The sequence below is a fragment of the Streptomyces sp. NPDC059452 genome, from assembly GCF_042750035.1.
In the GTDB taxonomy this organism is placed as follows: Bacteria; Actinomycetota; Actinomycetes; order Streptomycetales; family Streptomycetaceae; genus Streptomyces.
On sequence record NZ_JBHYVE010000005.1, the window covers coordinates 82684 to 108235 of the forward strand.

20 protein-coding genes are annotated in these 25552 nt (G+C 71.5%); 9 read left to right on the plus strand and 11 right to left on the minus strand.

The features are described from left to right. The first annotated feature begins 15 nt into the window (after positions 1-15). On the plus strand, positions 16-909 hold the full coding sequence (locus tag ACFW9Z_RS09825; RefSeq protein ID WP_384637080.1) for a 2-hydroxy-3-oxopropionate reductase: 894 nt from the start codon (positions 16-18) through the stop codon (positions 907-909). A gap of 228 nt (positions 910-1137) precedes the next feature. Continuing rightward, positions 1138-2595 carry a catalase gene (locus tag ACFW9Z_RS09830; RefSeq protein ID WP_384637083.1) on the plus strand — a complete coding sequence of 486 codons (1458 nt, stop codon included), beginning with the start codon at positions 1138-1140 and terminating at the stop codon, positions 2593-2595. 268 nt (positions 2596-2863) lie between these two features. On the opposite strand, the gene ACFW9Z_RS09835 is transcribed toward ACFW9Z_RS09830, so the two are convergent. The 3 genes from ACFW9Z_RS09835 to gcl form a co-directional block, all read right to left on the minus strand. Further along, positions 2864-3634, minus strand: a complete 771-nt coding sequence (locus tag ACFW9Z_RS09835) for a hypothetical protein (RefSeq protein WP_384637086.1) — start codon at positions 3632-3634, stop codon at positions 2864-2866. Then, a complete protein-coding gene (locus tag ACFW9Z_RS09840) occupies positions 3612-4250 on the minus strand; it encodes a matrixin family metalloprotease (RefSeq protein ID WP_384637089.1) in 639 nt (212 codons plus the stop codon). The genes ACFW9Z_RS09835 and ACFW9Z_RS09840 overlap by 23 nt, the downstream gene beginning before the upstream one ends. Positions 4251-4472: 222 nt before the next feature. Further along, positions 4473-6257: a glyoxylate carboligase gene (gcl, locus tag ACFW9Z_RS09845; protein ID WP_384637092.1), complete on the minus strand. Its 1785-nt coding sequence runs from the start codon at positions 6255-6257 to the stop codon at positions 4473-4475. A 261-nt stretch (positions 6258-6518) separates the two neighbouring features. On the opposite strand from gcl, the gene ACFW9Z_RS09850 reads away from it, so the two are divergent. From ACFW9Z_RS09850 to ACFW9Z_RS09860, 3 genes are all read left to right on the plus strand, one after another. Next, positions 6519-7229 carry a hypothetical protein gene (locus ACFW9Z_RS09850; protein WP_384637095.1) on the plus strand — a complete coding sequence of 237 codons (711 nt, stop codon included), beginning with the start codon at positions 6519-6521 and terminating at the stop codon, positions 7227-7229. Between the two features lie 80 nt (positions 7230-7309). Further along, the gene (locus ACFW9Z_RS09855) at positions 7310-7891 is read left to right on the plus strand and encodes a GNAT family N-acetyltransferase (protein WP_384637098.1); all 582 of its coding nucleotides are present in this window, start codon (positions 7310-7312) and stop codon (positions 7889-7891) included. 9 nt (positions 7892-7900) lie between these two features. After that, positions 7901-8098, plus strand: coding sequence for a hypothetical protein (locus ACFW9Z_RS09860; protein WP_384637100.1), 198 nt, complete (start codon positions 7901-7903; stop codon positions 8096-8098). 33 nt (positions 8099-8131) lie between these two features. Here the strand turns inward: ACFW9Z_RS09860 and ACFW9Z_RS09865 are convergent, their stop codons facing one another. Together ACFW9Z_RS09865 and ACFW9Z_RS09870 are read right to left on the minus strand one after the other, a co-directional pair. Then, positions 8132-9832 (minus strand): AMP-binding protein, encoded by a 1701-nt coding sequence (locus ACFW9Z_RS09865; RefSeq protein ID WP_384637103.1) that lies wholly within the window; start codon positions 9830-9832, stop codon positions 8132-8134. Then, positions 9829-11511, minus strand: coding sequence for an AMP-binding protein (locus ACFW9Z_RS09870; protein ID WP_384637106.1), 1683 nt, complete (start codon positions 11509-11511; stop codon positions 9829-9831). Before ACFW9Z_RS09870 ends, ACFW9Z_RS09865 begins: the two co-directional genes overlap by 4 nt. 112 nt (positions 11512-11623) lie before the next feature. On the opposite strand from ACFW9Z_RS09870, the gene ACFW9Z_RS09875 reads away from it, so the two are divergent. After that, positions 11624-12466, plus strand: coding sequence for a response regulator transcription factor (locus ACFW9Z_RS09875; RefSeq protein WP_384637109.1), 843 nt, complete (start codon positions 11624-11626; stop codon positions 12464-12466). A gap of 18 nt (positions 12467-12484) precedes the next feature. On the opposite strand, the gene ACFW9Z_RS09880 is transcribed toward ACFW9Z_RS09875, so the two are convergent. After that, entirely contained in the window at positions 12485-13621 is a 1137-nt protein-coding gene (locus tag ACFW9Z_RS09880) for a winged helix DNA-binding domain-containing protein (RefSeq protein ID WP_384637112.1), read from the minus strand. Between the two features lie 245 nt (positions 13622-13866). Here ACFW9Z_RS09880 and ACFW9Z_RS09885 point away from each other — a divergent pair, with 245 nt between their 5' ends. Beyond that, a complete protein-coding gene (locus tag ACFW9Z_RS09885) occupies positions 13867-14748 on the plus strand; it encodes a DMT family transporter (RefSeq protein WP_384637115.1) in 882 nt (293 codons plus the stop codon). 72 nt (positions 14749-14820) lie between these two features. Here the strand turns inward: ACFW9Z_RS09885 and ACFW9Z_RS09890 are convergent, their stop codons facing one another. Next, entirely contained in the window at positions 14821-15858 is a 1038-nt protein-coding gene (locus ACFW9Z_RS09890) for a glutathione S-transferase family protein (RefSeq protein ID WP_384637118.1), read from the minus strand. Continuing rightward, on the minus strand, positions 15855-17360 hold the full coding sequence (locus ACFW9Z_RS09895) for an MFS transporter (RefSeq protein WP_384637121.1): 1506 nt from the start codon (positions 17358-17360) through the stop codon (positions 15855-15857). The genes ACFW9Z_RS09890 and ACFW9Z_RS09895 overlap by 4 nt, the downstream gene beginning before the upstream one ends. 129 nt (positions 17361-17489) lie before the next feature. Between ACFW9Z_RS09895 and ACFW9Z_RS09900 the strand changes: the two genes are divergently transcribed. Both ACFW9Z_RS09900 and ACFW9Z_RS09905 read left to right on the plus strand, forming a co-directional pair. Further along, positions 17490-17888, plus strand: a complete 399-nt coding sequence (locus ACFW9Z_RS09900) for a VOC family protein (protein ID WP_384637124.1) — start codon at positions 17490-17492, stop codon at positions 17886-17888. Between the two features lie 177 nt (positions 17889-18065). Continuing rightward, on the plus strand, positions 18066-19202 hold the full coding sequence (locus ACFW9Z_RS09905) for a glycoside hydrolase family 5 protein (RefSeq protein ID WP_384637127.1): 1137 nt from the start codon (positions 18066-18068) through the stop codon (positions 19200-19202). Positions 19203-19224: 22 nt separating this feature from the next. On the opposite strand, the gene ACFW9Z_RS09910 is transcribed toward ACFW9Z_RS09905, so the two are convergent. The 3 genes from ACFW9Z_RS09910 to ACFW9Z_RS09920 are packed head-to-tail and all read right to left on the minus strand — an operon-like array spanning position 19225 to position 25546. Next, positions 19225-20259: an aldo/keto reductase gene (locus tag ACFW9Z_RS09910; protein WP_384637130.1), complete on the minus strand. Its 1035-nt coding sequence runs from the start codon at positions 20257-20259 to the stop codon at positions 19225-19227. Beyond that, positions 20256-24119: an ABC transporter ATP-binding protein gene (locus ACFW9Z_RS09915; RefSeq protein WP_384637133.1), complete on the minus strand. Its 3864-nt coding sequence runs from the start codon at positions 24117-24119 to the stop codon at positions 20256-20258. Before ACFW9Z_RS09915 ends, ACFW9Z_RS09910 begins: the two co-directional genes overlap by 4 nt. Next, a complete protein-coding gene (locus ACFW9Z_RS09920) occupies positions 24116-25546 on the minus strand; it encodes an LLM class flavin-dependent oxidoreductase (RefSeq protein WP_384637137.1) in 1431 nt (476 codons plus the stop codon). The genes ACFW9Z_RS09915 and ACFW9Z_RS09920 overlap by 4 nt, the downstream gene beginning before the upstream one ends. Positions 25547-25552: the final 6 nt, after the last annotated feature.

Consider the following 25552-nt stretch of genomic DNA (forward strand, 5'->3'; position numbering starts at 1 on the left):
CAGGAAGGCACCCTCATGAGCAACAACCTCCCCAAGGTCGCCTGGATCGGTCTCGGCATCATGGGCTCCCCCATGTCGGAGAACCTGATCAAGGCCGGTTACTCCGTCACCGGATACACCCTGGAGCAGGCCAAGATCGACCGGCTGGTCGCGGCCGGCGGCACCGGCGCCTCCTCGATCGCGGAGGCGGTCGGGGACGCGGATGTCGTCATCACGATGGTGCCCGCATCCCCGCAGGTCGAGGCCATCGCGTACGGCCCCGACGGCATCCTGGAGAACGCCAAGCGCGGGGCGCTGCTGGTGGACATGTCCTCCATCACCCCGCAGACCTCGGTGGACCTCGCGAAGAACGCGGCCGAGAAGGGCATCCGGGTCCTGGACGCGCCGGTCTCCGGCGGCGAGGCCGGGGCCATCGAGGCGGTGCTGTCCATCATGGTCGGCGGTGAGCAGGCGGACTTCGACGCCGCGAAGCCGCTCCTGGAGGCGCTGGGCAAGACCATCGTGCTCTGCGGTCCGCACGGCTCCGGCCAGACGGTGAAGGCGGCCAACCAGCTGATCGTCGCGGTCAACATCCAGGCCTGCGCCGAGGCCGTGGTCTTCCTGGAGAAGTCCGGGGTGGACCTCGCCGCAGCGCTGGACGTCCTCAACGGCGGGCTGGCCGGCTCGACCGTGCTGACCCGCAAGAAGGACAACTTCCTGAAGCGGGACTTCGCCCCCGGCTTCCGGATCGACCTGCACCACAAGGACATGGGCATCGTGACCGACGCCGCCCGTAACGTCGGCGCGGCCCTGCCCGTCGGCGGTGTGGTCGCCCAGCTCGTCGCCTCGCTGCGCGCCCAGGGCGACGGCGGGCTGGACCACTCGGCGCTGCTGCGCTCGGTCGAGCGGCTCTCCGGCTCCCAGGTCTGATCCCCTCCCGGCTCCGCGAGGAGCCCGGTCCCCGCAAGGGGCCACGGCCCGGACGACGGGCCCCCTGAACTCCGGGTCGCGGTGGCGCTGACACCTGTCCTGTCGCGCCCAGGCGCCGCCGCGACCCGGAACCACACACTTCGTTTTCAACAAACTGTTGACGTTGTCTCGCGGCGAATCTACGCTCCTCAAGCCGTCAGCAGCTCGTACGAAAGGTCATCCCGCCACATGGCTAAGCGTGTGCTCACGACCGAGTCAGGCGCCCCGGTCGCCGACAACCAGAACTCCGCCACCGCCGGTGTCGGTGGACCGATCCTTCTCCAGGACCAGCACCTCCTGGAGAAGCTCGGCCGCTTCAACCGTGAGCGCATCCCGGAGCGCGTGGTCCACGCCCGAGGCTCCGGCGCGTACGGCTACTTCGAGGTGACCGACGACGTCACCGGCTTCACCCGCGCCGACTTCCTCTCCGAAGTGGGCAAACGCACCGAGACGTTCCTCCGTTTCTCCACCGTGGCGGACTCGCTCGGCGGTGCGGACGCGGTGCGCGACCCGCGCGGGTTCGCCCTCAAGTTCTATACGAACGAGGGCAATTACGACCTGGTCGGCAACAACACCCCGGTGTTCTTCATCAAGGACCCGATCAAGTTCCCCGACTTCATCCACTCGCAGAAGCGCGACCCGTTCACGGGCCGTCAGGAGCTGGACAACGTCTGGGACTTCTGGGCGCACGCCCCCGAGGCCACGCACCAGATCACCTGGCTGATGGGCGACCGCGGCATCCCCGCCTCGTACCGTCACATGAACGGCTACGGCTCGCACACCTACCAGTGGACGAACGCCGAGGGCGAGGCCTTCTTCGTCAAGTACCACTTCAAGACCAACCAGGGTGTGCGCTCCCTCTCCGCCGACCAGGCCGCCGAGCTCGTCGGCAAGGACGCCAACTCGCACCAGACGGACCTGCTCCAGGCCATCGAGCGGGGCGTCAACCCGTCCTGGACGCTGCACGTCCAGGTGATGCCCGCCGCCGAGGCCGCGGACTACCGGTTCAACCCGTTCGACCTCACCAAGGTGTGGCCGCACAGCGACTACCCGCTCCAGCGGGTCGGCCGTCTCGTGCTGGACCGGAACCCGGACAACGTCTTCGCCGAGGTCGAGCAGGCCGCGTTCTCCCCGAACAACTTCGTGCCCGGCATCGGCCCGTCCCCGGACAAGATGCTCCAGGGCCGGCTGTTCGCCTACGCGGACGCGCACCGCTACCGCCTGGGCGTCAACCACACCCAGCTCCCGGTCAACGCCCCCAAGGCGGCCGAGGTCGACAACTACGGCCGCGACGGGCTGCACGCCACGCGGTACGGCTCGCGCCACGACAAGAACTACGAGCCCAACTCGTACGCCGGTCCGGCGCAGACCGGCTCCGCGCTCGGCGCCCCCCTCGCCGTCCACGGCTGGACGGGCACCTACGAGACGGCCGCCCATGTCAAGGACGACGACTTCTTCCAGGCGGGCGAGCTGTACCGGCTGATGTCCGAGGACGAGAAGGGCCGTCTGGTCGCCAACATCGCCGGGGGCCTCTCGCAGGTCACCCGCGACGATGTGATCGAGAAGAACCTCGCCCACTTCCACGCCGCCGACGCCGACTACGGCAAGCGCGTCGAGGAGGCCGTCCGCGCCCTGCGCGAGGACTGAGCCCCCTGTGAAGCCCCTGCCCGTACCGCGCACCCGGATGAGGGGTGCCGCGCGGCCCGGGCAGGACGACGAGGCCGCGGCGGCTGTGCGATGCCAGTGCGGTGGTGAAGGCCCCGGGACCCGCCTCCTGACCTGAAGGAGGCGGCCCTCCCCCGGGGCCGATCGCCGCCGCCGCGGTCCCTGTCACCCCCTGAACGAGGGCGTGGAGTACGGATACGGTCCCGTACTCCACGCCCTTTCGGCACTGCGCGGACGCTCTCACTCCTCCCTACAGGAGGGACTCCACGTCGACCGCGCCCTCCCAGTCCGGGTTCGGGGCCTCCCCCGGCCAGGTGTACTTCGCGGAACCCGACTTCCCCGAACTCGACTTCGCGGAACTCGACTTGGAGAGCGCGCCCGGTTCATCCTCCCGCACGAGCCGGGCGAGACCGAGGTAGGCGCCCTCCTCCCGCACGGAGGCGTCGTCGGCCACCACGACGAGCACCTGGTCACCCACTCGCGCGTGCTCGGCTCCGTTGAACTGGTAGTCGACCCTCTCGGTCAGCTCCTCATCGGTCAGCTCGCGTCCCAGCTTCTCCTCGAAGTCGGAGCGCACCTGTGCGACCGGGACGACACCTCCCTGTTCCCGCACCTCGACGGTGGTGGGAGCGTCGGCGTCCCGCTGCCGCTCCACCGAGATCGTCAGGATCGTCTCTACGGTGTTGGCCGGCCCGGTGACCAGCGACCGGCTGGCGGTGACCGTGCCGCTGATCACGTTGGTCGCCCCGGCCTCGCTGACGAACGCGGCAAGACTGGGAGCGGAATAGCTGCTGACGAGCGCCGCGTCGATGAGGATCTTATGGTCCGGGGCGTCGGACGAGTCCGTCGTCGCCCCGAGGCTCGGCGCCGACCGCGATCCGCGCACGTCGTCCTTCGCCGCGTCTCCCCCGGCACCACCGGAGCATCCCGACAAGGCCAGGGGCAGCACCAGCCCAGCTGCCAGGACGCCGAAGCCGACGCGGCGCGAAGCGGACCTGTCAGTAGAGGTGGTTGATGCCATTCCTGTCATCCTTGATCGGGGCGTCGACACGCGTACCGGATATGTTCGTGTACATCAGGGAGCTCTTGTTGCTGTTGTGATCCAGGCCCATCGCATGGCCCACCTCATGTGCGATGATCCCGTCACGGTGAGTCTCGGGTCCGCACTGTGACGCATTGGCCAACAGCGGGTCGATCGTGACCTTGGCCCAGACCCAGTCCTTCTGGTACGCGTTCACGGCCGACGTATTGACGTACATGGAGGTTGCCGCACAGTACACGCCACTGCTGCTCGATCGCCTGTAGAAGTCCAGTCGGCTCTTCTCCTTGGCAAGAGTCTTGACGTACCAGACCTTGGTGTCCGTGGTGTTGTTCCAGTGCCCCACACCGGCCGGAATCGCATTGGGGTGGGAGTTCTGTGCGGTGGAGTCCAGCCAGTAGTACTCGCCGTTGATTCCGTACTTCAAGCGGTGGCCGTTGTACGTGTTGTAGGCACCGGCCGGCGCCCCCGTCGTCATCACCAGCGCGAAGGCGATCAGGACGGAGGGCAGCGCCGACCACGCGACGACGGACCGCCTCCTCACCTCCGACGCCGGATTCGGTGCACTGTCGAGAGCACCCCTTGAGGCTCTTTGCATGAACGTGACTCCCCGTCAATTCTCTTCACACGGCGGGATTCGGTCACCTGCCGCACGTCCGCATCGTAAATGTGAAGACGGTGTGATGGTGGATTCGATGCCGGATGTGGCTCCAGTCACAACAGAGTTGAGGGGCGTATCCGGCCGGATGGGCCGGAAGAGGCAAAGGTCCCCGCCCCGGAGGACGGCTCCGGGGCGGGGACCTTCTGGGTGTCCGTCAGGTCAGGAGACCGTCAGCGGGCGGATTGCCGTGGGGGCGTGGGACGGGTCCGTGGCGATGTCCTCGAACTCGTTGACCGAGGCGATGTCGGTGCCGCTCATCGCGATGTTGGTGACCCGCTCCAGGATCGCCTCCACGACGACCGGGACCCGGAACTCCGCGGCGAGCTTCTTCGCCTCCTCGAAGGCGGGCAGCAGCTGGTCCGGTTCGGTGACCCGGATGGCCTTGCAGCCGAGGCCCTCGACGACCTTGACGTGGTCGACGCCGTAGACGCCCAGCTCCGGGGAGTTGAGGTTCTCGAACTCCAGGTTGACCTGGAAGTCGATGTCGAAGTTGCGCTGCGCCTGGCGGATGAGGCCCAGGTAGGAGTTGTTCACCAGCACGTGGACGTACGGGATGCGGTGCTGCGCGCCGACGGCCAGCTCCTCCAGCATGAACTGGAAGTCGTAGTCGCCGGAGAGGGCGACGACCGTGCCCTCCGGGTCGGCGGTGGCGACGCCCAGCGCGGCCGGGATCGTCCAGCCGAGGGGGCCCGCCTGGCCGCAGTTGATCCAGTGGCGCGGCTTGTAGACGTGCAGCATCTGCGCGCCGGCGATCTGGGACAGCCCGATGGTGGTGACGTAACGGGTCTCGGGGCCGAACGCCCGGTTCATCTCCTCGTACACGCGCTGCGGCTTGAGCGGCACGTTGTCGAAGTGGGTGCGGCGCTGGAGGGTGGCCTTGCGCTCCTGGGTGGAGGCGGCCCAGGCCGAGCGGTCCTTGAGCTTGCCCGCCGCCTTCAGCTCGCGCGCCACCTCGACGAAGAGCGTCAGCGCGGCCTTGGCGTCGGAGGCGATGCCGAGGTCGGGGGCGAAGATCTTGCCGAGCTGGGTGGGCTCGATGTCGATGTGGACGAAGGTGCGGCCCTGGGTGTAGACGTCCAGCTTGCCGGTGTGGCGGTTGGCCCAGCGGTTGCCGATGCCGAGGACGAAGTCGGACTCCAGGAAGTTCGCGTTGCCGTAGCGGTGCGAGGTCTGGAGGCCGACCATCCCGGCGTTCAGCTCGTGGTCGTCGGGGAGGATGCCCCAGCCCATCAGGGTCGGGATGACGGGGACGCCGGTCAGTTCGGCGAACTCCACCAGGAGTTCGGAGGCGTCGGCGTTGATGATGCCGCCGCCCGCGACGAGCAGGGGGCGCTCCGAGGCGTTCAGCAGTTCGAGCGCCCGCTCGATCTGCTTGCGGGAGGCGGCGGGCTTGTGCACCGGGAGGGGCTCGTACAGCTCGGGGTCGAACTCGATCTCGGTGAGCTGGACGTCGATCGGCAGGTCGATGAGGACCGGGCCCGGACGGCCGGTGCGCATCAGGTGGAAGGCCTGCTGGAAGACGCCGGGGACCTGGGCGGCCTCCAGGACGGTGGTCGCCGCCTTGGTGACCGGCTTGGCGATCGAGGCGATGTCGACGGCCTGGAAGTCCTCCTTGTGCAGGACGGCGGTCGGGGCCTGGCCGGTGATGCACAGGATCGGGATGGAGTCGGCGATGGCGGAGTACAGCCCGGTGATCATGTCGGTACCCGCCGGGCCCGACGTACCGATGCAGACGCCGATGTTGCCGGCCTTGGCCCGGGTGTAGCCCTCCGCCATGTGGGAGGCGCCCTCGACGTGCCGGGCCAGCGTGTGCTGCACCCCGCCGGAGGCCTTGAGGGCCGCGTAGAAGGGGTTGATCGCCGCACCCGGCACACCGAACGCGTTGCTGACGCCTTCGCGCTTGAGGATCTCGACTGCCGCACGGGCAGCGGTCATACGAGGCATTGAGTGCTCCTGCTCGGGACTGGTGGAGTCGGGCTCTGTCGCGCCACCTGAGAGCACCAATTCCGTATTGCGGAAGATTAGTTCTGCTATATGGAAGCAATCTAAAACGCAGTGGGGTCCCCGTCAAGGGCGGGCGACGGCTCCGGTGGGTACGAAGTGCGCCAATCCCCTCCCCAGAACCTCGCTCCTGGTGGACGATGGGGTGACGAGGGAGGCACGGAGCGCAGCCGTCCTGCGCGTCCGTGCCGGAGGGAGACGATCGTGGAGTCCGTGCCGGTACGGTGCCCGGCCTGCAGCCGGGACCATGCCTACGTCGCACCGGCCTACCCGTGCCCGTGCGGGGCGCCCACCGCCCCGCCGCTGGTGCCGGGCGCCCCGGCGGTCCGGGTCACGCGCCGCACCTGGGACGAGGACTGGGTCACCGTCCGCTGCGCCGCCTGCGACCGGCGGGACCAGTGGCCCCAGCCGGAGCTGTGCTGCCCGTGCGGGGCCCTGCTCCGGATTCCGGTGCGGCCGGTCGGCGAGAGTGAACCCCCGCCCGGGCCCGTCAGGCCGGCACACATCCCGCTGCCGCGCACCGCCGCCCACCCGCGCCCCTCGTTCCGGCCCCGGACGATCCGTACGGGCCACGACGCGGTGAGCGCGGCCGCCCTCTACCTGACCTGGCTCGGCTACCGCGAGGTGGCCCGGCCCCAGGTCCGGCGCGCGGGCGGGATCGACCTGCGGGCCACCGGGCTCGTCGCCCAGGTCGACGCCTCCACCCGGCCGGTGGGGGTGCGCGGGGTCGAATGCCTCTGGCTGAACGCCCTGGGCGCGTCGGCGGCCGGGGTGTTCTTCTCGCTCGCGGGGTACGAGGCCGATGCGCGGGCCCGGGCGGACGGCGTCGGCCTTCCGCTCTTCGTCATGGACCTCACCGGGGCGCCGCAGCCGGTGAACAGCCCGGCCGACGAGCTGGTCAGCACCGGGGCCTGAACGACGGGAGCGGGGCGGCGGAGGGGACGTTTTCGGCCCACCCCGTACCGGCGCCCGGTCCGGCGCGGCACACTGAGTACATGCGCATCCGCTCCGCCAGACGCTCCGATCTCCGCCTTCTCCAGGACATCGAGCGCGCCGCAGGGGAACCCTTCCGCACCCTCGGCATGACCTCCGTGGCCGACGACGATCCGCCCCCGCTCGACCTGCTGGAGAACTACCGGCGGGCCGGGCGGTGCTGGGTGGCCGTCGGCCCCCTCTCCGCCACCGATCCCCTCTCCGCCGCCGACGACCGGCCGGTGGGCTATCTGATCGCCGACCCCGTCGACGGCGCCCTGCACATCGAGCAGATCTCGGTGGACCCGGTGGTGGCCCGCCGGGGCATCGGCCGCGCCCTGATCGCCCACCTCGCCACGCTCGCCGCCGAACAGGGGCTCCCCGCCCTCACCCTGACCACCTTCAGCGACGTGCCGTGGAACGCCCCGTACTACACCCGCATCGGGTTCCGGGTCCTGGCCGAGAGCGAGCTCACCGACGGGCTGCGCAGAATCCGCGGGGAGGAGGCCCAGCACGGGCTGGACCGCTGGCCGCGGGTCTGCATGCGGCGCGACCTCCAGCCCGCCCGGCCGTCGGCGGCGGTCGCTGTCGGTGGTGCCCCGTAAGCTAGGGGCATGGATTTGACTCCCCGTCATGCCGAGTCACCCGCCGTGGCGTCCGCCGCCCAGGCGAACGAGGCCATCCGCGCGCTCGTCGACTCCCGCGCGGGCCAGGACTGGTCCGCCGGGGAGGCCGCGACGTACGAGGTGCTGCTGATCGAGTGGGCGGCGGCGACCCGGTCGGGCGGCCCCGACATCATCGAAGCCGCCTGACCGGCCGCCCCCGCGCGGGCCGTCCGGCGGGGCTCAGCCGCCGTACGTCTCCCGCAGCTCGATCTTGCGGACCTTCCCGCTCACCGTCATCGGGAAGGAGTCGAGCACCCGCAGCCCGCGCGGGATCTTGTAGTGGGCCAGCCGTTCCCGGCAGTACGCGGTGATCTCCTCCAGGACCGGCGGGTCGGCCGGGTCCCGGGGGATGACGCAGGCCAGGATCTCCTCCCCGTACCTCTCGTCCGGCACGCCGACCACCTGGACGTCGGCGATCTTCGGGTGGCCGTGCAGGAACTCCTCGATCTCCCTCGGGTACACGTTCTCGCCGCCCCGGATGATCATGTCCTTGATCCGGCCGGCCACCTGCACGTACCCGTCCTCGCGCATCACCGCGAGGTCCCCGGTGTGCATCCAGCGGCCCGCGTCGATCACTTCGGCGGTGCGGTCGGGCTGGTCCCAGTAGCCGAGCATCACGCTGTAGCCCCGGGTGCACAGTTCACCCGTGCTGCCGCGCTCCACGGTGGTGCCGGTCGCCGGGTCGACGATCTTGACCTCGATGTGCGGCAGCGCCCGGCCCACCGTGCCGGTGCGGCGCTCCAGATCGTCGTCGCGGCGCGTCTGGGTGGAGACGGGGGAGGTCTCCGTCATGCCGTAGCAGATGGACACCTCCGCCATGTGCATCTCCGCGACCACCCTCTTCATCACCTCGACCGGGCAGGGAGAGCCCGCCATGATGCCGGTGCGGAGCGAGGAGAGGTCGTACGAGGCGAAGTCCGGCAGGTTCAGCTCCGCGATGAACATGGTGGGGACGCCGTAGAGCGAGGTGCAGCGCTCCTGCTGGACGGCGGCCAGCACGGCGGCGGGCTCGAACGACGGGCCCGGGATCACGATGCAGGCGCCGTGCGAGGTGGCGGCGAGGTTGCCCATCACCATGCCGAAGCAGTGGTAGAAGGGCACCGGCAGACAGATCCGGTCGGCCTCCGTGTAGGCGATCATCTCCCCCACGAAATAACCGTTGTTGAGGATGTTGTGGTGGGAGAGGGTGGCCCCCTTGGGGAAGCCGGTGGTGCCCGAGGTGTACTGGATGTTGACGGGGTCGTCGCAGGACAGCTCGGCTTCACGGGAAGCCAGTTGGGCGGGGGTGACGGCCGGGGCGGTCGCCGTCAGCTCGGTCCAGGACGGGTCGCCGATGTAGTGGACGGCGCGCAGGGAAGGGCAGTTGGCGCGGACTTCGCCGACGAGGGCGCGGTAGTCGCTGGTGCGGTGGGCCAGGGAGGCGACCAGCAGGGAGATGCCCGCCTGCTTCAGGACGAACTCCAACTCGTGTGCCCGGTAGGCGGGGTTGATGGTGACCATGACGGCACCGATGCGGGCGGTGGCGTACTGGAGGAGCACCCACTCGGGGCAGTTGACCGCCCAGATGCCGACCCGGTCGCCCTTCGCCACCCCCGACGCCATCAGGGCGCGGGCCAGTTCGTCGATGTCGGCGCCGAGCTCCGTGTACGTCCAGCGGCGGCCGGAGACCACGTCGACCAGGGCCTCACGGTCACCGTGGGCGGCGATCGTCCGGTCCAGGTCGCGGCCGATGGTGTCGCCGAGCAGGGCGGTGGTGCCGGTGCCGTGCGCGTACGAGAGGCTGCCGGTCACTTCCGTCGGCCCGCTCCCTCGGTACAGCCCGCTTCCCCGGTACAGCTCGCTTTCCTCGGACAGTCCGCTCTCCTCGGACAGCTCGCTCATTTCAGGTCCCCTTCGTCGAACTCGGTTCCTGCTCCGGCGCCTTGGGCGGTGCGTTCGCGCAGCTCGATGCGGCGGATCTTGCCGGAGACGGTCTTGGGCAGCTCCGCGAACTCCAGCCTGCGGATGCGTTTGTACGGGGCGAGGACCGCCCGCGCGTGCGCGAACAGGACCTTCGCGGTCTCCGGCCCCGGCTCCCAGCCCGCCGCCAGGACGACGTACGCCTTCGGGACGGCGAGGCGGAGCGGGTCGGGGGCGGGCACGACGGCGGCCTCGGCGACCGCTTCGTGCTCCAGGAGGGCGCTCTCCAGCTCGAACGGCGAGATCTTGTAGTCGGAGGACTTGAAGACGTCGTCGGACCTGCCCACATAGGTGATGTAGCCGTCCTCGTCGCGCGCCCCGATGTCGCCCGTACGGTAGTAGCCGCCCGCCATCGCCTCGGCGGTGCGTTCCGGGTCGCCGTGGTAGCCGGTCATCAGGCCGACTGGCCGGTCGGCGAGGTCGAGGGCGATCTCCCCCTCGCGCGCGCCCGGGCGGCCGGTGACCGGGTCGAGCAGTTCCACGGTGAACCCCGGGCTCGGGCGGCCCATGGAACCGGACTTGAGGAGCTGGCCGGGGGTGTTGGCGACCTGGACGGCGCTCTCCGTCTGGCCGAAGCCGTCCCGGATGGTGACACCCCACTCCCGCCGGACCGTCTCGATGACCTCCGGGTTCAGCGGCTCCCCCGCCGCGACGACCTCGCGCGGCGGGACCTTCAGCCGCGACAGGTCGGCCTGGATGAGCATCCGCCAGACGGTGGGCGGGGCACAGAAGCTGGTGATGCCCGAGCGGTCCATCTCGGCCATCAGCCGGGAGGCGTCGAAGCGGGTGTAGTTGAAGATGAAGACGGTGGCCTCGGCGGTCCACGGGGCGAAGAGGTTGGACCAGGCGTGCTTGGCCCAGCCGGGCGAGGAGATGTTGAGGTGGACGTCGCCGGGGCGGAGCCCGATCCAGTACATCGTCGCCAAGTGGCCCACGGGGTAGGACACATGGGTGTGCTCGACGAGTTTGGGCCGGGCGGTGGTGCCGGAGGTGAAGTAGAGCATCAGCGGCTCGTCGGCGCCCGTCGCCCGGTCGGGCGTGAACTCGGCGGAGGTGTCGGCCACTTCGGCGTACGGCAGCCAGCCCGCCACCTCCTCGCCCACCGCGATCCGGGTGTACTCCCCCGGCACCTCGTCGAACTTCCCGGTGTCCGCGTCCCGTACGAGCACATGGCGCACCCGGCCACGCTCCACCCGGTCGCGCAGATCGGCGGGGCCGAGCAGCGGTGTCGCCGGGATGAGGACGGCACGCAGCTTCATCGCGGCGAGTGCGGTCTCCCACAGCTCCACCTGGTTGCCGAGCATCACGAGGACGCGGTCGCCCGCCCGGACCCCTTGCGCCTTCAGCCAGTTGGCGGCCCGGTCGGAGCGCTCGGACATCGCCGCGAAGGAGACCTCGGTGCGCCGGCCGTCCTCCTCCACGATGTGCAGGGCGGTGCGGTCGTTGTTCTCGGCGATGACGTCGAACCAGTCCAGCGCCCAGTTGAAGCGGTCGGCCCGGGGCCAGCGGAACCCCGAGCAGGCGGTGTCGTAGTCCTCGCGGTGCTCCAGCAGGAAGTCCCGGGCGGCCCGGAACGTCTCCGTCGCACTCATTGCCGACATAGGGCCTCCTCGTTGCGGACCGGACCGGTCGATGGACATCATGTAAACAGTGACCCAGGTCTCACCACCCCCGGACGGGGGTGGTGGTTCGCACGGGTGGAGGGGCGTCGGAGTGCCGGAAGCGGTCGATGCGGTGGAGATGCAGGCGGCGCTGGCGGGGCTGCGCCGCACGAGCGGGCTGCCGGTGGCCTTCGGCGGGCTGCTGTCCGATGCCCGCCACGCGCGGATCGGGGAGCTCAACGGGGCGCAGACCAGCGCGTTGCGCGGTCTGGTCGTCTCGGCCGGGAGCGGCCTCGGCGGCAAGGCCATCGCGCTCGCCCGGCCCTGCGCGGTGACGGACTACGCCGCTTCGCGCCACATCAGCCACGAGTACGACACGGCGGTGGCGGCGGAGGGGCTGCGCTCGGTCGTCGCCGTACCCGTCGTCGTACGGCGGACGGTGCGGGGCGTGCTGTACGGGGCGCTGCGTACGCCGGTGAGCCTCGGGGACCGTACGTTCGACGCGGCGGTGGCGGCGGCCCGTGATGTGGAGCAGGCGCTCGCGGTCCGGGACGAGGTGCGGCAGCTGCTGGCCCTGACGCGGGAGCAGGTGGACGGCCCGGGTACGGCTCCGGCGGCCTGGGAGGACGTACGCGAGGCCCATCGGGAGCTGCGCGCGCTGGTGCCGAAGGTGGCCGACCCGGCGCTCCGCGACGAGTTGCTGGGCGTCTGCGGGCGCCTGGCCTCGGCGTCCGGGGCGCGGGTCCCGGCGGCCCGGGAGGTCGGCCTCGCACCGCGCGAGCTGGATGTCCTGGCGTGTGTGGCGGCGGGCGCGACGAACGCGGCGGCCGCCCGTCAGCTGGGGCTGCGGCCGGAGACGGTGAAGGGGTACCTGCGCTCGGCCATGCGCAGGCTGGGGGCGCACACCCGGCTGGAGGCGGTGGTGGCGGCACGGCGGGCGGGGCTGCTGCCCTGAGGAGGCTCGCCCGGATCCTCAGTCCCCGAAGTCCAGGAACGTGCCGAACCGGACGTCGTACGAAGTCGCGTCCGTCATCACCGTCAGCATCCGTTCCGCCTCATCGGTGATCTCGGTACGCTCGCCCCGCCGCAGGGTCCGCAGCGGCTGCACGGTGAGGATCGCCGTCTCCCCCTCCTGCCGGAGCCGCCACACCGCCTCGAAGAACCCGTCGACCAGGACGGTCCCGTACGCCTGGTTCCCCACCCAGTTGCGCCCCTTGTTCGCATCCGGGATCACCCGGGAGCGGTCGTCATGGCCCAGGAGTACGTTGTCGAACTCGGGCAGGAAGCGCGGCGGGGCCGGGGTGTCCGGGTCGGGGCGCGGGGCGTCGGGGAGGTCGAAGAGTTCGGTGCCGTTCTCGTCGCGGAAGGCCAGGAGCCGGGGCCGCAGCCGGTCGAAGACCTCCCGCAGCCGGGTCAGCCCCGCCCAGCGCTGCATGTCCTTGACCGAGGCCGGGCCGAAGGCGTTGAGGTAGCGCAGGACGGTGGCGTCCGGTTCGGGCACCGGCTCCGACGGCCTGCCGAGCCAGTGCTCCACCGTGGTCAGCGCGACCTGCCCGCCGCGCTCCCACAGTCCGCGCGGGGTGACCTGGACCAGCGGCAGCAGGCACCGGGCGGCCACCGTGAGCGCCGGCGGGTCGGCCTCCGGCCAGCGGGCCAGCAGCTCCTCGCGCAACTCCTTGACCGGGCGCGGGCGCTCCTCCACCAGCTCCCTGCTGACAGCCGCGAGCCGGTCCAGGTCCACCCCGGCCAGACCGCGCCGGAACGCCTTGAGCTCCCGGTCCCGCGCCGCCTGCACCAGCGGACGCAGGGTCAGGGCGTCGTCCGCCGTATGGGTGTGGAGGGTGGAGCGGAGGCTGACGATCCGGACCACCTCGCGGGACTCCATGAGGCCGGACAGCTCGCGCGGGTCGAACTCCGCGAGCCGCGCGTGGAGCTGGAAGTAGGGCGGCCTGGTGTTCTGCGCCTGGAGCCCGAGGAGGTGGGCGACCGCGTCCTTCGCGGACATCGTGGACCGGCGCAGCAGGAGCTGTCGGTCCAGGGTCGCCCGGTTCAGCGCCCGGGTGGAGAGGACGGCGGGGTGCGCGGCGGTGCGGTGCGTCTTCGCGGCCATGGTCCGTACGCTACCGGGGCTTGCGGACAGGGACGGTCCGCAAGCATCAGGGGTACGGGGGGCCGCGAGCGCCGGAAGCATGGTGTCCGCGAGCGCCGGAGTGCGGGGGCCGCGAGCGCCGGAAGCGTGGTGTCCGCAAGCACCGGAGTGCGGGTGTCCGCCAAGCCGCGGGGTAGGGGTACGGGGTTACGCCCACCGGCCCCACGCCCCGCGCGCCTCTTCCCCGCCCGCTCCATGATGAACCGGTGATCAGTGTCCTCTTCGCCGTCCTGACCGCCCTCAGCAACGGCTCCGGCACGGTGCTCCAGCGCCGGGCGGCGATGAAGGTGCCCGACAGCGAGGCGATGCGCCTCTCCCTGATCGGCCATCTGGTGCGGCAGAAGGTGTGGCTGGCCGGGATCGGCCTGGTGATCGTGGCGGCCGTCTGCCAGGCGGTGGCGCTGGCGACCGGGCCGATCTCGGTGGTGCAGCCGATCTTCGTCATCGAGCTGCCCGCGACGCTGCTGGTGGCGGGCTGGGCGATGGGGGTCCGGGCGCCGCGCACGGTCTGGTACGGCGTCGTGGCGGTGACCGCCGGGCTCGCCATCGGGCTCGCGTCGGCCGCGCCGGTCGACGGCACCGACTCCGTACGGGGTGCGGACTGGGTCCCGACGCTGGCGCTGACCGGGGCGTTCGAGGCGGCGCTGATCGTCGCCGCGCTGCGGGTGCGCGGCGACACCCGGGCGGCCCTGCTGGGGCTGGCCTCCGCCTGCGCCTACGCGCTGACGGCCGCGCTGATGAAGGACGCGATGGCGCACCTCGGCCCGGACGGCGGGGCCGTCGCGCTGCTGACGTCCTGGCAGCTGTACGCGTCGGCGGCGGCCGGGGTGGGCGCCCTCTACCTGCTCCAGCACGCCCTCCACGCGGGCAGCCTGGTGGCGGTGCAGCCGATGCTGACGCTGGGGGACGCGCTGATCAGCATCCTGTACGGGGTGACGCTCTTCGACGAGGAGCTGCGCACCGGCTGGTGGCTGCTGCCGGAGCTGGCCGGGCTGGGGCTGATCGCCGCGGGGTGCGTGGTGCTGGCCCGTTCCTCCCTGGCCACCGACACGCTCGCGCCGCAGCCGCCCCCGCCCCGGGTCCGCTGAGGCCCGGATCGGACCTGGCCGGTCGGCCCCGGGTGCGCTGAGGCCGGTCGGACCTGGCCGGTCGGACCCGGGTCAGACCCGGTCGAGCGGCGTGACCCGCTCGTCCTCCCGTACGGGCCCCGGCGGGGTGCCGTCGCCGAACGGGCGGCCGCCGAGCTGTTCGCGGTGGTGCGGGGTGGCCCAGCCGGAGAGGTCGGGGCCGAGCGGGACGATGCCGGTCGGGTTGATCCCCGTATGCACCTGGTAGTAGTGGCGCTTGATGTGGTCGAAGTCGACGGTGTCCCCGAACCCGGGGGTCTGGTAGAGGTCACGGACGTACGCCCACAGGACCGGGTCCTCGGTCACCTTGTTCCGGTTGCACTTGAAGTGGCCGTGGTAGACGGCGTCGAAGCGGACCAGGGTGGTGAAGAGGCGGATGTCGGCCTCGGTGATGGTGTTCCCGACCAGGTAGCGGCGGTCCGTGAGGCGGGCGGAGACCTGGTCCAGGCGGGCGAAGAGTGCCTTATAGGCTTCCGCGTAATCCTCTTGGGTGCTGGCAAAACCCGCCTTGTAGACGCCGTTGTTGATGTCCCGGTAGATGCCCTCCATCACCTCGTCGATCTCCGCGCGCAGCGGCTCCGGGTAGAGGTCGGGGGCGCCGGGGCGGTGCAGGGCGGTCCACTCGGTGGCGAGGTCGAGGGTGATCCGCTGGTAGTCGTTGGTGACCAGCTTCCCGCTCGGTACGTCGACGATCGCGGGGACGCTGACCCCGCCCGGGTAGTCCTTCTCCCGGGCGTCGTACGCCTCGCTCAGATAGCGGATGCCGAGCACCGGGTCCGTGCCGCCCGGGTCCAGGGTGAAGCGCCAGCTGCGGTCGTCCTGGATGGGGTCGGTGACGGCGAGGGAGAGGGCGTCCTCCAGCCCGAGGAGGCGCCGGGAGACCAGGGCGCGGCTGGCCCAGGGGCAGGCGCGGCTGACGACGAGCCGGTAGCGTCCCGCCTCGACGGGCCGGCCGTCACGGCCGTCGGCGGTGATGCGGTCGGCGAAGTGGCTGCGGGACCGCTTGAACGGCTTGTGTCCGTAGGAGGTGTTGCCGTCGCTCCCCGCGCTCTTCTGGGATATGTCGCTCATGCCGCGCTCCTCGATGGGTCGGTGTCCGTGGATTTCCTCTGTGCGTGTCGTCTGCCCCGTCGGTCGGCCCCGACGTCGGCCAGCGCCACGATGAGTGCGGCCAGCACGAAGGCGACCGAGACGATCAGCCCGTGGTCGTACGCGTCCGCCCACCCCTCCGTGCCGACCTGGGCGAAGAACACCGCGCCGACGGCCGCGATCCCCACCGCCGAGCCGACCCGCTGACCGGTCTGGAGGGTGCCCCCGGCGCTTCCCGCCCGGTGTACGGGGACCTCGGCGAGCGTCAGCGTCTGGTTCGGGGCGATCACCAGACCGCTGCCGAGACCGGCGAGGAGCAGCGGGGCGGCCATCGCCCAGCCCGCGCCGCTGCCGGGCACCCAGTGGACGGCGAGCGCGGTGCCCGCGAGGCCGACGGCGACCATCACGAGTCCGGCCACCACGAGCGGGCGGCCGAACCGTCCGACGAGCCTGCCGCCGATCGACGCGGCGGCCCCGGAGCCGAGGGCGAAGGGGGTGATGGCCAGTCCGGCCTGGAGGGCGGAGTAGTCCAGACCGGACTGGAGGTAGAGGGTCGTGACGAAGAAGATCGAGGTGAACCCGGCGAAGTAGAGCAGGATCAGCAGGCAGCCCAGCCAGTACGAGCGCAGCCGGAACAGCGCGAGGTCCAGGACCGGCTGGGTGGGGCCGCCCGTGCACCGGGCCTCCCAGGCGACGAAGGCCCCGAGCAGGGCGGCGGCGAGCACGAGCAGCAGCCACTTGCCGTTGCCGGGCCACTGCTGGGCCTGGACGAAGGGGAGCAGCAGGGCCAGCACCCCGGCGCCCAGGAGAAGGACACCGACCGGGTCCAGGTCGCGCGGGCGGACCCGCCCGGCGGAGGGGGTGTCGGGGAGGAGGCGGCGGGCCAGCAGGAGGCAGACGGCACCGAGCGGGAGGTTGACGTAGAAGACCCAGCGCCACCCGTGTTCGGGGCCCGCCGCCTGGATGAGCAGACCGCCGAGCAGCGGGCCCACGGCGGTGGAGATCCCGACGACCGTGCCGAACATGCCGAAGGCCCGGCCGCGCTCCCGCCCGGAGAACATCTGCTGGATGAGGGCGGAGATCTGCGGGGAGATCAGCCCGCCCGCGATGCCCTGGACCAGTCGGGCGATGACCAGCCACATACTGGACTGGGCGGCCCCGCAGGCGGCGGAGGCCAGGGTGAACAGGGCGAGCCCCGCCATGAAGACGGCCCGCCTGCCGCGTGCGTCGCCGAGGCGTCCGGCGGGGATCAGGAAGAGGCCGAAGGCGAGGGCGTAGCCGGAGAGCACCCATTGGAGGTCGGACTCGGGGGTGTTGAGCCCTTCCCTGATGGACGGGAGGGCCACGTTGACGATGGAGACGTCGAGCAGGGTCATGAAGCCCGCCACCAGGCAGACCACCAGCGCCTTCCAGCGCCGGGGGTCCGGGCCGCCGGGGGCGGCGTCGCGTCCGGCCGGGCCGGGTCGGGCCGCGCTCTCTGCCATGGTTCGCACCTTAGGTCGGGCCGGGTGTTTCCTCATCCTGGACATCGGGGACGCGCCCGCCCGGGACGTGGACGGCGTGTCCGGGGGCGGCGCGGCGTGTCCCGGGCGGCCGGGGGTACCCGTCCCCGCATGACTGTGGAGAAAACGAGCGTCCTCGTCCTTGACTGCGCCGAACCCATGGAGCTGGCCGAGTTCTACGCCGGTCTGCTCGACGCGGAGACACGGATCGGCTCCGACCCCGACTTCGTGGAGATCGTCGGCAACGACGGCGTCCGGCTGGCGATCCGCCGGGACCACGGCTACGCACCGCCGAGCTGGCCCCGCCCGGAGGACTCCCAGCAGGCGCATCTACGCATCCTGGTGAGCAGCGACGACATCGACGAGGCCGAGCGCGAGGCGATCTCGCTCGGAGCCAGGCCCGTCGACACCGGTGACAGCAACAGCGGTCCGCGCGATGTCCGGGTGTACGGGGATCCGGCGGGCCACTCGTTCTCGCTGGCGGTCTACCCGCTGCCGCAGCAGAACTGACTGCCGCGGCAGAACTGAGGAACGGCGGGAGAGCCGGGGGCCCTTCGGGGCCCCTTCACTCGTGCGCGTTAATAGACAGGAAAGTTTCCCAACACTGTTGACGGCAATTGGAAGGAAGCTTTACTTTCAGTTCTGCCGCCATGGCGTCTCCCACCCCCATCCGAAGGGAGCACCACCATGCACCAGCGCCCCACTCCCCCCACTCCCCCCACGTCCCCCACCCCTCCCGCCGAGGCCGCCGCCCCCACGGCCGGCCGGCGAGGTCTCGCCCGCAAGGCCCTGCTCGCCGCGTCCGCGCTCGGCGTGGTCACCGCACTCCTGTCCCCCGTCCGGGCGGGAGCCGCCCCGGCGCCCGCTGCCGCTCCCGCCGCCCCCACCGCCGCGAAACCGCTCGCCGCCACACCGCTCGCCGCCAACGGCCAGCTCCGCGTCTGCGGACGGCAGCTCTGTAACGCCTCCGGCCAGGCGATCGCCCTCAACGGGATGAGCACCCACGGCACCCAGTGGTACGCCCAGTGCGTCACCGACGGGTCGCTCAACGCCCTCGCCACCGACTGGCGCGCCGATGTGCTGCGCGTCTCCACCTACGTACAGGAGGGCGGGTACGAGACCGATCCGGCCGGATTCACCGCGCGGGCGCAGAAGTTCATCGACGCGGCGCACGCACGCGGTATGTACGCGGTCATCGACTGGCACATGCTGTCGCCGGGCGACCCGAACGTGAACCTCGCGCGGGCCAAGACCTTCTTCACCGCGATGGCGAAGAAGTACAAGGACCACCCGGGCGTGCTCTACGAGATCGCCAACGAGCCCTCCGGGGTGAGCTGGTCGGCCATCAAGTCCTACTCCGAGCAGATCATCCCGGTGATCCGGGCGCAGGACCCCGACGCGGTGGTCCTGGTCGGCACGCGGGCCTGGTCCTCGTTCGGGGTCTCGGAGGGCTCCAACGAGTCGGAGGTGGTGAACAACCCGGTCCGCGCCTCGAACATCATGTACACCTTCCACTTCTACGCGGCCTCCCACCGCGAGGCGTATCTCGCCACCCTCGACCGGGCCTCCGACAAACTCCCCGTCTTCGTCACGGAGTTCGGGACGCAGAACTACGCGGGCGAGGGCGCCAACGACTTCGCGATGTCGCAGCGCTACCTCGACCTGATGAAGCGCAAGAAGATCTCCTGGACCAACTGGAACTACTCCGACGACCACCGCTCCGGTGCCGTCTTCAAGACCGGCACCTGCAACGGCTCCAACTGGACCGGGACCGGGGTCCTGAAGGAGGCCGGGGTCTGGATCCGCGAGCGCATCCGCCAGTGACCCCGGCCCGCCTCCTCGGCGGTCAGCCCGAACGACGCCTCAGCGAAGCGTCGTTGAGGACCGCCGGGGCGTAACCGGCGTCGCGCGCCGACAGGTTGGTGCCGGGCGGGACGATCTCGTCGATCCGGTCGAGGACGTCCCGGCTCAGCTTCACCTTGTCGGCGCCGAGCTGGCTCTCCAGCTGCTCGAAGGTGCGCGGCCCGATGATCGCCGAGGTGACGGCCGGGTGCTCCAGCACGAAGGCCAGGGCGAGTTGGACCAGAGTGAGACCGGCCTCATCGGCCAGTACGGCGAGGGCCTCGGCGGCCTCCAGCTTGGCCGCGTTCTCCGGCGCGGTGATGTCGAAGCGGGCGGCCTGACGCTCGGCGCGGCTGGAGGCCGGCTGCTCGGCGCCCTTGCGGTAGCGGCCGGCCAGCCAGCCACCGGCCAGCGGGCTCCAGGACAGCACGCCGAGCCCGTACCGCTGCACCACCGGCAGCACCTCGCGCTCGATGCCCCGGGCGAGCAGCGAGTACGGGGGCTGCTCGGCGACGACGCGCTCCCGGCCCCGGCGCTCCGCGATCCACTGGCCCTCGACGATCGCGGAGGGCTCGAAGGTGGAGGTGCCGATGTAGCGGATCTTGCCCTGCCGGACCAGGTCGGTCAGGGCTCCCAGGGTCTCGTCGAAGTCGGTGCCGGGCTCGGGGCGGTGGACCTGGTAGAGGTCGATCCAGTCGGTGCCCAGCCGGCGCAGGCTGTTCTCCACCTCGCGGATGATCCAACGGCGGCTGTTTCCCCGCTCGTTGGGGTCGTCGCCGAGCCGGTTGTGGAACTTGGTGGCCAGGACGACGTTGTCGCGCCGCCCGCCCGCGAGGGCCTTGCCGACGATGATCTCCGACTCGCCCTGCGAGTAGACGTCGGCGGTGTCGACGAAGTTGATGCCGGAGTCCAGGGCGTGGTGGATGATCCGGACGCTGTCGTCGTGATCGGTGTTGCCCCGGGCGCCGAACATCATGGTGCCCAGCGCGAGGGGGCTGACCTGGACGCCGGTGCGGCCGAGGTTGCGGTATTCGGTCATCGTGCACTCTCCTTGACGAGCTGAACGGTGGTGTCGGGGTGGTCCTGCGGCGGGAGCGGGCCGCCGGTCTGCCGGAAGGCCTCCCACAGGCGGTGGTACGGGCCCCGCGCCGCGAGGAGTTCGGTGTGGCTTCCGCTCTCGACGACGGCTCCGGCGTCGAGGACGACCACCCGGTCGGCGCGGGCGGCGGTGGTCAGCCGGTGGGCGACGACCACGGTCGTACGGCGGCGGCACAGGGCCTCCGTCGCCGCGGCCACCCGGCGTTCGGTCGCGAGGTCGAGCGAGGCGGTGGCCTCGTCGAGCAACAGGACGTCCGGGTCGACGAGTTCGGCCCGGGCCAGGGCGAGGAGCTGGCGCTGTCCGGCGGACAGGTTGCGGCCCCGCTCCCCCACCTGCTGGAGATAGCCGAGCCGGAGCCCGGCGATCATCTCGTGCGCGCCCACGGCCCGGGCGGCGCTCTCCACCTCGGCATCGGTGGCGTCGGGGCGCCCGTAGGCGATGGCGTCCCGCACGGTGCCGCTGAAGAGGTGCGGCTCCTGGGGGACGAGCCCGAGGCGGCGCCGGAAGGCGGGCAGGTCGAGATCGCGCAGGTCGTGGCCGTCGACGCGGACGGTCCCGGCGGTCGGGTCGTAGAAGCGAGCCAGCAGCTTGACGACGGTGGACTTGCCCGCGCCGGTCGCCCCGACCAGGGCCACGGTCTCGCCGGGGGCGATGCGCAGCCGCAGCCCGTGCAGGACCTCCTGGCCGCCGCCACCCCCGTAACCGAACGACACCTCGTCGAACTCCACCTCACCGCGCAACTTCTCTACGTTCAGCGGCTGTTCGGCGGGCGGGGTACCCGCAGGGGTGCGCATCAGCGAGCGGAGGCGGCCGAGGCCGATCACCGCCTGCTGGTAGCCGTCGAAGACCTGCGAGAGCTGCTGGATCGGCGAGAAGAACAGCTCCACATAGAGGAGAAAGGCGATCAGCGTGCCCGCGCTCAGTTCGCCGGAGCGCACCTGGCCCGCGCCGACGACCAGGACGGCGGCGGTCGACAGGGTGCCGAGGAACTCCACGAACGGGAAGAACGTGCCCATGTACCGCTGGGCGCGCAGCCGTGAGTCCCTGAATCCCCAGGCCAGTTCGGCGAAGTCGCGGGCGTTGCGCTGCTCGCGGCGGAACGCCTGGGTGACACGGATCGCGGTGACGTTCTCCTGGAGGCAGGCGTTGACCGCGCTGACCCGCTCCCGGGCCTCCCGGTAGGCGGGGACCGAGTAGTGGCGGAAGAGGGCGGTCGCTCCGATCAGGACGGGGAGGGCGACGAGCAGGACGACGGCGAGGCCCGCGTCGATGAACAGCAGCGTGACCAGGACGCCGAGGACCGTCAACAGGCTGACGACGGCGGTGATCAGGCCGGTCTGGAGGAAGGTGGACAGGGCGTCCACGTCCGTGGTCATCCGGGTCATGATCCGGCCGCCGAGCTCGCGCTCATAGTAGTCCAGGCCGAGCCGCTGGAGCTGGGCGAAGGTCTTCACCCGCAGGGTGTAGAGCAGCCGTTCGCCGGTGCGTCCGGTGGTGCGGACCTGGGCCACGCCGATCAGCCAGTTGACGGCGACGACCAGTCCCGCGACGGCCGCCGCCGCGAGGAGGACTCCCCCGGCCTGGCGGGCGACCCCGTGGTCCACTCCGTGGCGTACGAGGACGGGGACGGCGATCTGCGCCGCCGCGTCCAGGGCCACCAGCAGCAGCCCGAGAAGGAGCGGCAGGCGGAACGGGCGCAGCAGGGTGCCGAGGTGGAACTCCCGGTCGGCGGCGACCGCTTGGGCGGTGGACACCTTCGGATCGGCCTCGGGCAGCGGGAGGCGGGCGAGCCCGGCGATCAGCTCCGGGCTGGGCGGGGCGGAGCCGAGCACCCCGCCGCCGGGTCCGCCGCGTCCGGGCCCGGAGGTGGCGGCGGCCTCGGCCAGCGCCTGGGCGGCGCGGACGGCGGTGCCCTCCTCGGTGTCGGCGGCTCCGGCTGCCTCGCGGTGCCACAGCTCCGCGGTCACCCCGCCGGCCGGGGGCTCGGGCACGGGTTCGGATGCCGTGGGATCGGCCGTGGAGAGCAGCGTACGGAACAGGGCAGAGCGGGAACGGAGTTCGTCCAGGGTTCCGGTGTCGGTGATCCGGCCGCCGTCCAACACGGCGATGCGGTCGGCCAGTTCCAGGGTGGAGCGGCGGTGCGCGACGATGAGTGTCGTACGGCGACGGGTCGCCTCGTGCAGCCGGGCGTGGATCCGGGCCTCCACCCGGGCGTCGATGGCGGAGGTGGCGTCGTCCAGGACGAGGACGGCCGGGTCGGCGGCGAGGGCGCGGGCGAGCGCGATGCGCTGGCGCTGGCCGCCGGAGAGGGTGAGGCCCTGTTCGCCGACGACGGTGTCGTACCCCTTCGGGAGCCGTTCGATGAACTCGTCCGCGCAGGCGGTCCTGGCTGCCTCGCGGATCTGCTCGTCGGTGGCGTCGGGGGTCCCGTAGGCGATGTTGGCGCGCACGGTGTCGGAGAGCAGCAGGCTCTCCTCGAAGACATAGCCGATCCGGGAGCGGAGCGAGGCGAGGGAGAGTTCGCGCACATCGGTTCCGCCGACGGCGACCGTTCCGGAGGGTACGTCGTAGAAGCGGGGCAGCAGGGCGGCGGCGGTGGACTTTCCGGAGCCCGCGGAGCCGATCAGGGCGACGGTCTCGCCGGGGCGGACGTCGAGCGTGAAGCCGTCCAGGAGCGGGGCCTCGTCCCCGTAGGCGAAGGTGACGTCCTGCCAGGCGAGGGCGGGCGGGCGCCCGGGGTCGTCGGGCAGCTCGCGGGCGCCCGGCGCGTCGGTGATGACGGGGGCCTCGTCAACCACCTCCAGGACACGTTCGGCCCCGGCCCTGGCCTGCTGCCAGACGGTGAGCAGGGTGGCGACCTGCCGTACGGGGATGACGAAGGAGCCCAGGTAGGTGGTGAAGGCGAGGAAGGTGCCGAGCGAGATCCGGCCGTCCAGGGCCATCCAGCCGCCGAGGGCGAGCACGGCGACCTGGCCGAGGGCGGGGACCGCCTGGAGCGCCGGGTTGTAGCGGCTGGTGAAGCGGACGACCCGCAGCCGGGAGGCGAACAGGGTACGGGCGCGCTCCTCCAGCCCGGTCAGCTCCCGGCTCTCCTGGCCGAAGCCCTTGACGACCCTGACCCCGGTGACGGTCGCCTCGACGGTGGAGGCGACCTCGGCGGCCTCCTGCTGGGCGTGCCAGTTGGCGGGGAAGAGGTCGCGGCGGCTGCGCAGCGCGATGGCGTAGAGGAGCGGTCCGACGACCAGCGCCACCAGGGTCAGCAGGGGCGAGAGCCAGGCCATGAAGACCAGCGAGAAGACGAACATCAGGACGTTGCCCGTGAGGTTCGGCAGGAACTGCAGCAGGGTCTGGATGAGGGTGATGTCGGAGATGGACCGGCTCACCACCTGCCCGGTGCGGAGCCCGTCCTGCTGGGCGCCGCCGAGCCGCAGGAGGGCGGCGAAGGCGTCGTTGCGCAGGTCGTACTGGACGCCGAGGGAGAGCCGCCCGGCCCGGTAGCGGCGGGTGAAGCTGGCCCCGAAGCGTACGGCGCCGAGCGCGGCGAGCAGGCCGATCCAGGGGGTGAGGGAGGCGGTGGTGCCGTCGGCCACCCCGTCCACGACATGGCGCAGGACCAGGGGCAGGGTGGCGGTGGCGACGGCGGCGACGAGTGCGGCGCCGAAGGCGAGGAGGAGGTCGGTGCGGTGGCGCAGGCAGTAGGCGAACAGCCGCCGGGCCCAGCCGGGTTCGGAGGGCTGAGGGGTGCCGGTCCCCGGCTTCCGCTGGGGACCGGCACCGCCGCGCGTCGTACAGTCGGTCACCGGGCTCCCGCCGTGGCCAGGCCGGCGTGGGGGGCGGCCGTGTCTGCTGTGCCTGCTGTGTCTGTTGCGTCTGTCGTGTCTGTTGCGTCTGTTGCGTCGAACAGCTGGTTGGCGGGGCGTGGCAAGCCATAGTGCTCGCGCAGGGTGGAGCCGGTGTACTCGGTGCGGAAGAGGCCGCGCTCCTGGAGGATCGGGACGACCCGGTCGACGAAGACCTCCAGGCCCGAGGGGAGGACGGCGGGCATGATGTTGAAGCCGTCGGCGGCCCCGCTGTCGTACCAGTGCTCGATGGTGTCGGCGACCTGCTCGGCGGTGCCCGCGAAGGTGCGGTGGCCGCGTCCGCCGCCGAGCCGCCCGATGAGCTGACGTACCGTCAGGCGCTCGCGGCGGGCCAGCTCCACGATGAGGGTGTAGCGGCTCTTGGCGCCCTCGATCTCGTCCTCGGTCGGGATGTCCTCGGGGAGTTCGGCGTCCAGGTCCAGGTCCTCGGGGGCGATCTTGAGGCGGAGGGCCAACTGCCGCTTGGCGTACTCGGGGACGATGAGCCGGTCCAACTCGGCGTCCAGTTCACGGGCTTCGGCCTCGGTGTCACCGATGACGGGGACGATGCCGGGCAGGATCTTGATGGTCTCGGGGTCGCGGCCGAGCGCCACGGCCCGCGCCTTGACGTCCCTGTAGAAGGCGATGCCCTCCTCCAGGGTCTGCTGGGCGGTGAAGACCGCCTCGGCGTACCGGGCGGCGAAGTCCTTGCCGTCCTCGCTGGAACCCGCCTGCACGAGGAGCGGGTAACCCTGGGGCGGACGCTGGACGTTGAGGGGTCCGTCGACGCGGAAGAACTCGCCCCGGTGGCCGATGGCCTTGACGCGTGCGGCCAGCGCGTGGACACCGGCCTCCTTGTCGGCGACGACGGCGTCGTCGGCCCAGCTGTCCCAGAGCTTGGTGGAGACCTCGACGAACTCGGCGGCCCGGCGGTAGCGCTCGTGGTGCAGCGGGGTGTCGTCCAGGCCGAAGTTGCGGGCGGCGTCGGCCCCGGCGGTGGTGACGATGTTCCACCCGGCCCGGCCGCCGGAGACATGGTCCAGCGAGGCGAACCTGCGGGCCAGGTTGTAGGGCTCGTTGTAGCTGGTGGAGGCGGTGGCGATGAGCCCGATGTGCTCGGTAGCCCCGGCCAGCGCGGTGAGCAGGACGGTGGGCTCCAGCTTGGCGGCCGGGCGGCGGCCGGGGTCGCCCATGAGGACCGGGCTGTCGGCGAGGAAGAGGGAGTCCAGACGGCCGCGTTCGGCGATCCGGGCGAGGTTCTTGTAGTGCTCGATGTCGGAGCCCGCCTCGGCAGGGCTCTCGGGGAGCCGCCAGGACGCCTCGTGGTGTCCGGTGGACATGAGGAAGGCGTTGAGGTGGAGCGGCTTGCGGGTCTTGGCGGAGGGCATGGGTGT

Excerpts from the sequence above, each read along its gene's own strand:
- ACFW9Z_RS09825 (WP_384637080.1), top strand. The coding sequence starts at position 16 with ATGAGCAACAACCTCCCCAAGGTCGCCTGGATCGGTCTCGGCATCATG.
- ACFW9Z_RS09830 (WP_384637083.1), top strand. The coding sequence starts at position 1,138 with ATGGCTAAGCGTGTGCTCACGACCGAGTCAGGCGCCCCGGTCGCCGAC.
- ACFW9Z_RS09835 (WP_384637086.1), bottom strand. The coding sequence starts at position 3,634 with ATGGCATCAACCACCTCTACTGACAGGTCCGCTTCGCGCCGCGTCGGC.
- ACFW9Z_RS09840 (WP_384637089.1), bottom strand. The coding sequence starts at position 4,250 with ATGCAAAGAGCCTCAAGGGGTGCTCTCGACAGTGCACCGAATCCGGCG.
- gcl (WP_384637092.1), bottom strand. The coding sequence starts at position 6,257 with ATGCCTCGTATGACCGCTGCCCGTGCGGCAGTCGAGATCCTCAAGCGC.
- ACFW9Z_RS09855 (WP_384637098.1), top strand. The coding sequence starts at position 7,310 with ATGCGCATCCGCTCCGCCAGACGCTCCGATCTCCGCCTTCTCCAGGAC.
- ACFW9Z_RS09860 (WP_384637100.1), top strand. The coding sequence starts at position 7,901 with ATGGATTTGACTCCCCGTCATGCCGAGTCACCCGCCGTGGCGTCCGCC.
- ACFW9Z_RS09865 (WP_384637103.1), bottom strand. The coding sequence starts at position 9,832 with ATGAGCGAGCTGTCCGAGGAGAGCGGACTGTCCGAGGAAAGCGAGCTG.
- ACFW9Z_RS09870 (WP_384637106.1), bottom strand. The coding sequence starts at position 11,511 with ATGTCGGCAATGAGTGCGACGGAGACGTTCCGGGCCGCCCGGGACTTC.
- ACFW9Z_RS09880 (WP_384637112.1), bottom strand. The coding sequence starts at position 13,621 with ATGGCCGCGAAGACGCACCGCACCGCCGCGCACCCCGCCGTCCTCTCC.
- ACFW9Z_RS09890 (WP_384637118.1), bottom strand. The coding sequence starts at position 15,858 with ATGAGCGACATATCCCAGAAGAGCGCGGGGAGCGACGGCAACACCTCC.
- ACFW9Z_RS09895 (WP_384637121.1), bottom strand. The coding sequence starts at position 17,360 with ATGGCAGAGAGCGCGGCCCGACCCGGCCCGGCCGGACGCGACGCCGCC.
- ACFW9Z_RS09900 (WP_384637124.1), top strand. The coding sequence starts at position 17,490 with ATGACTGTGGAGAAAACGAGCGTCCTCGTCCTTGACTGCGCCGAACCC.
- ACFW9Z_RS09905 (WP_384637127.1), top strand. The coding sequence starts at position 18,066 with ATGCACCAGCGCCCCACTCCCCCCACTCCCCCCACGTCCCCCACCCCT.
- ACFW9Z_RS09910 (WP_384637130.1), bottom strand. The coding sequence starts at position 20,259 with ATGACCGAATACCGCAACCTCGGCCGCACCGGCGTCCAGGTCAGCCCC.
- ACFW9Z_RS09920 (WP_384637137.1), bottom strand. The coding sequence starts at position 25,546 with ATGCCCTCCGCCAAGACCCGCAAGCCGCTCCACCTCAACGCCTTCCTC.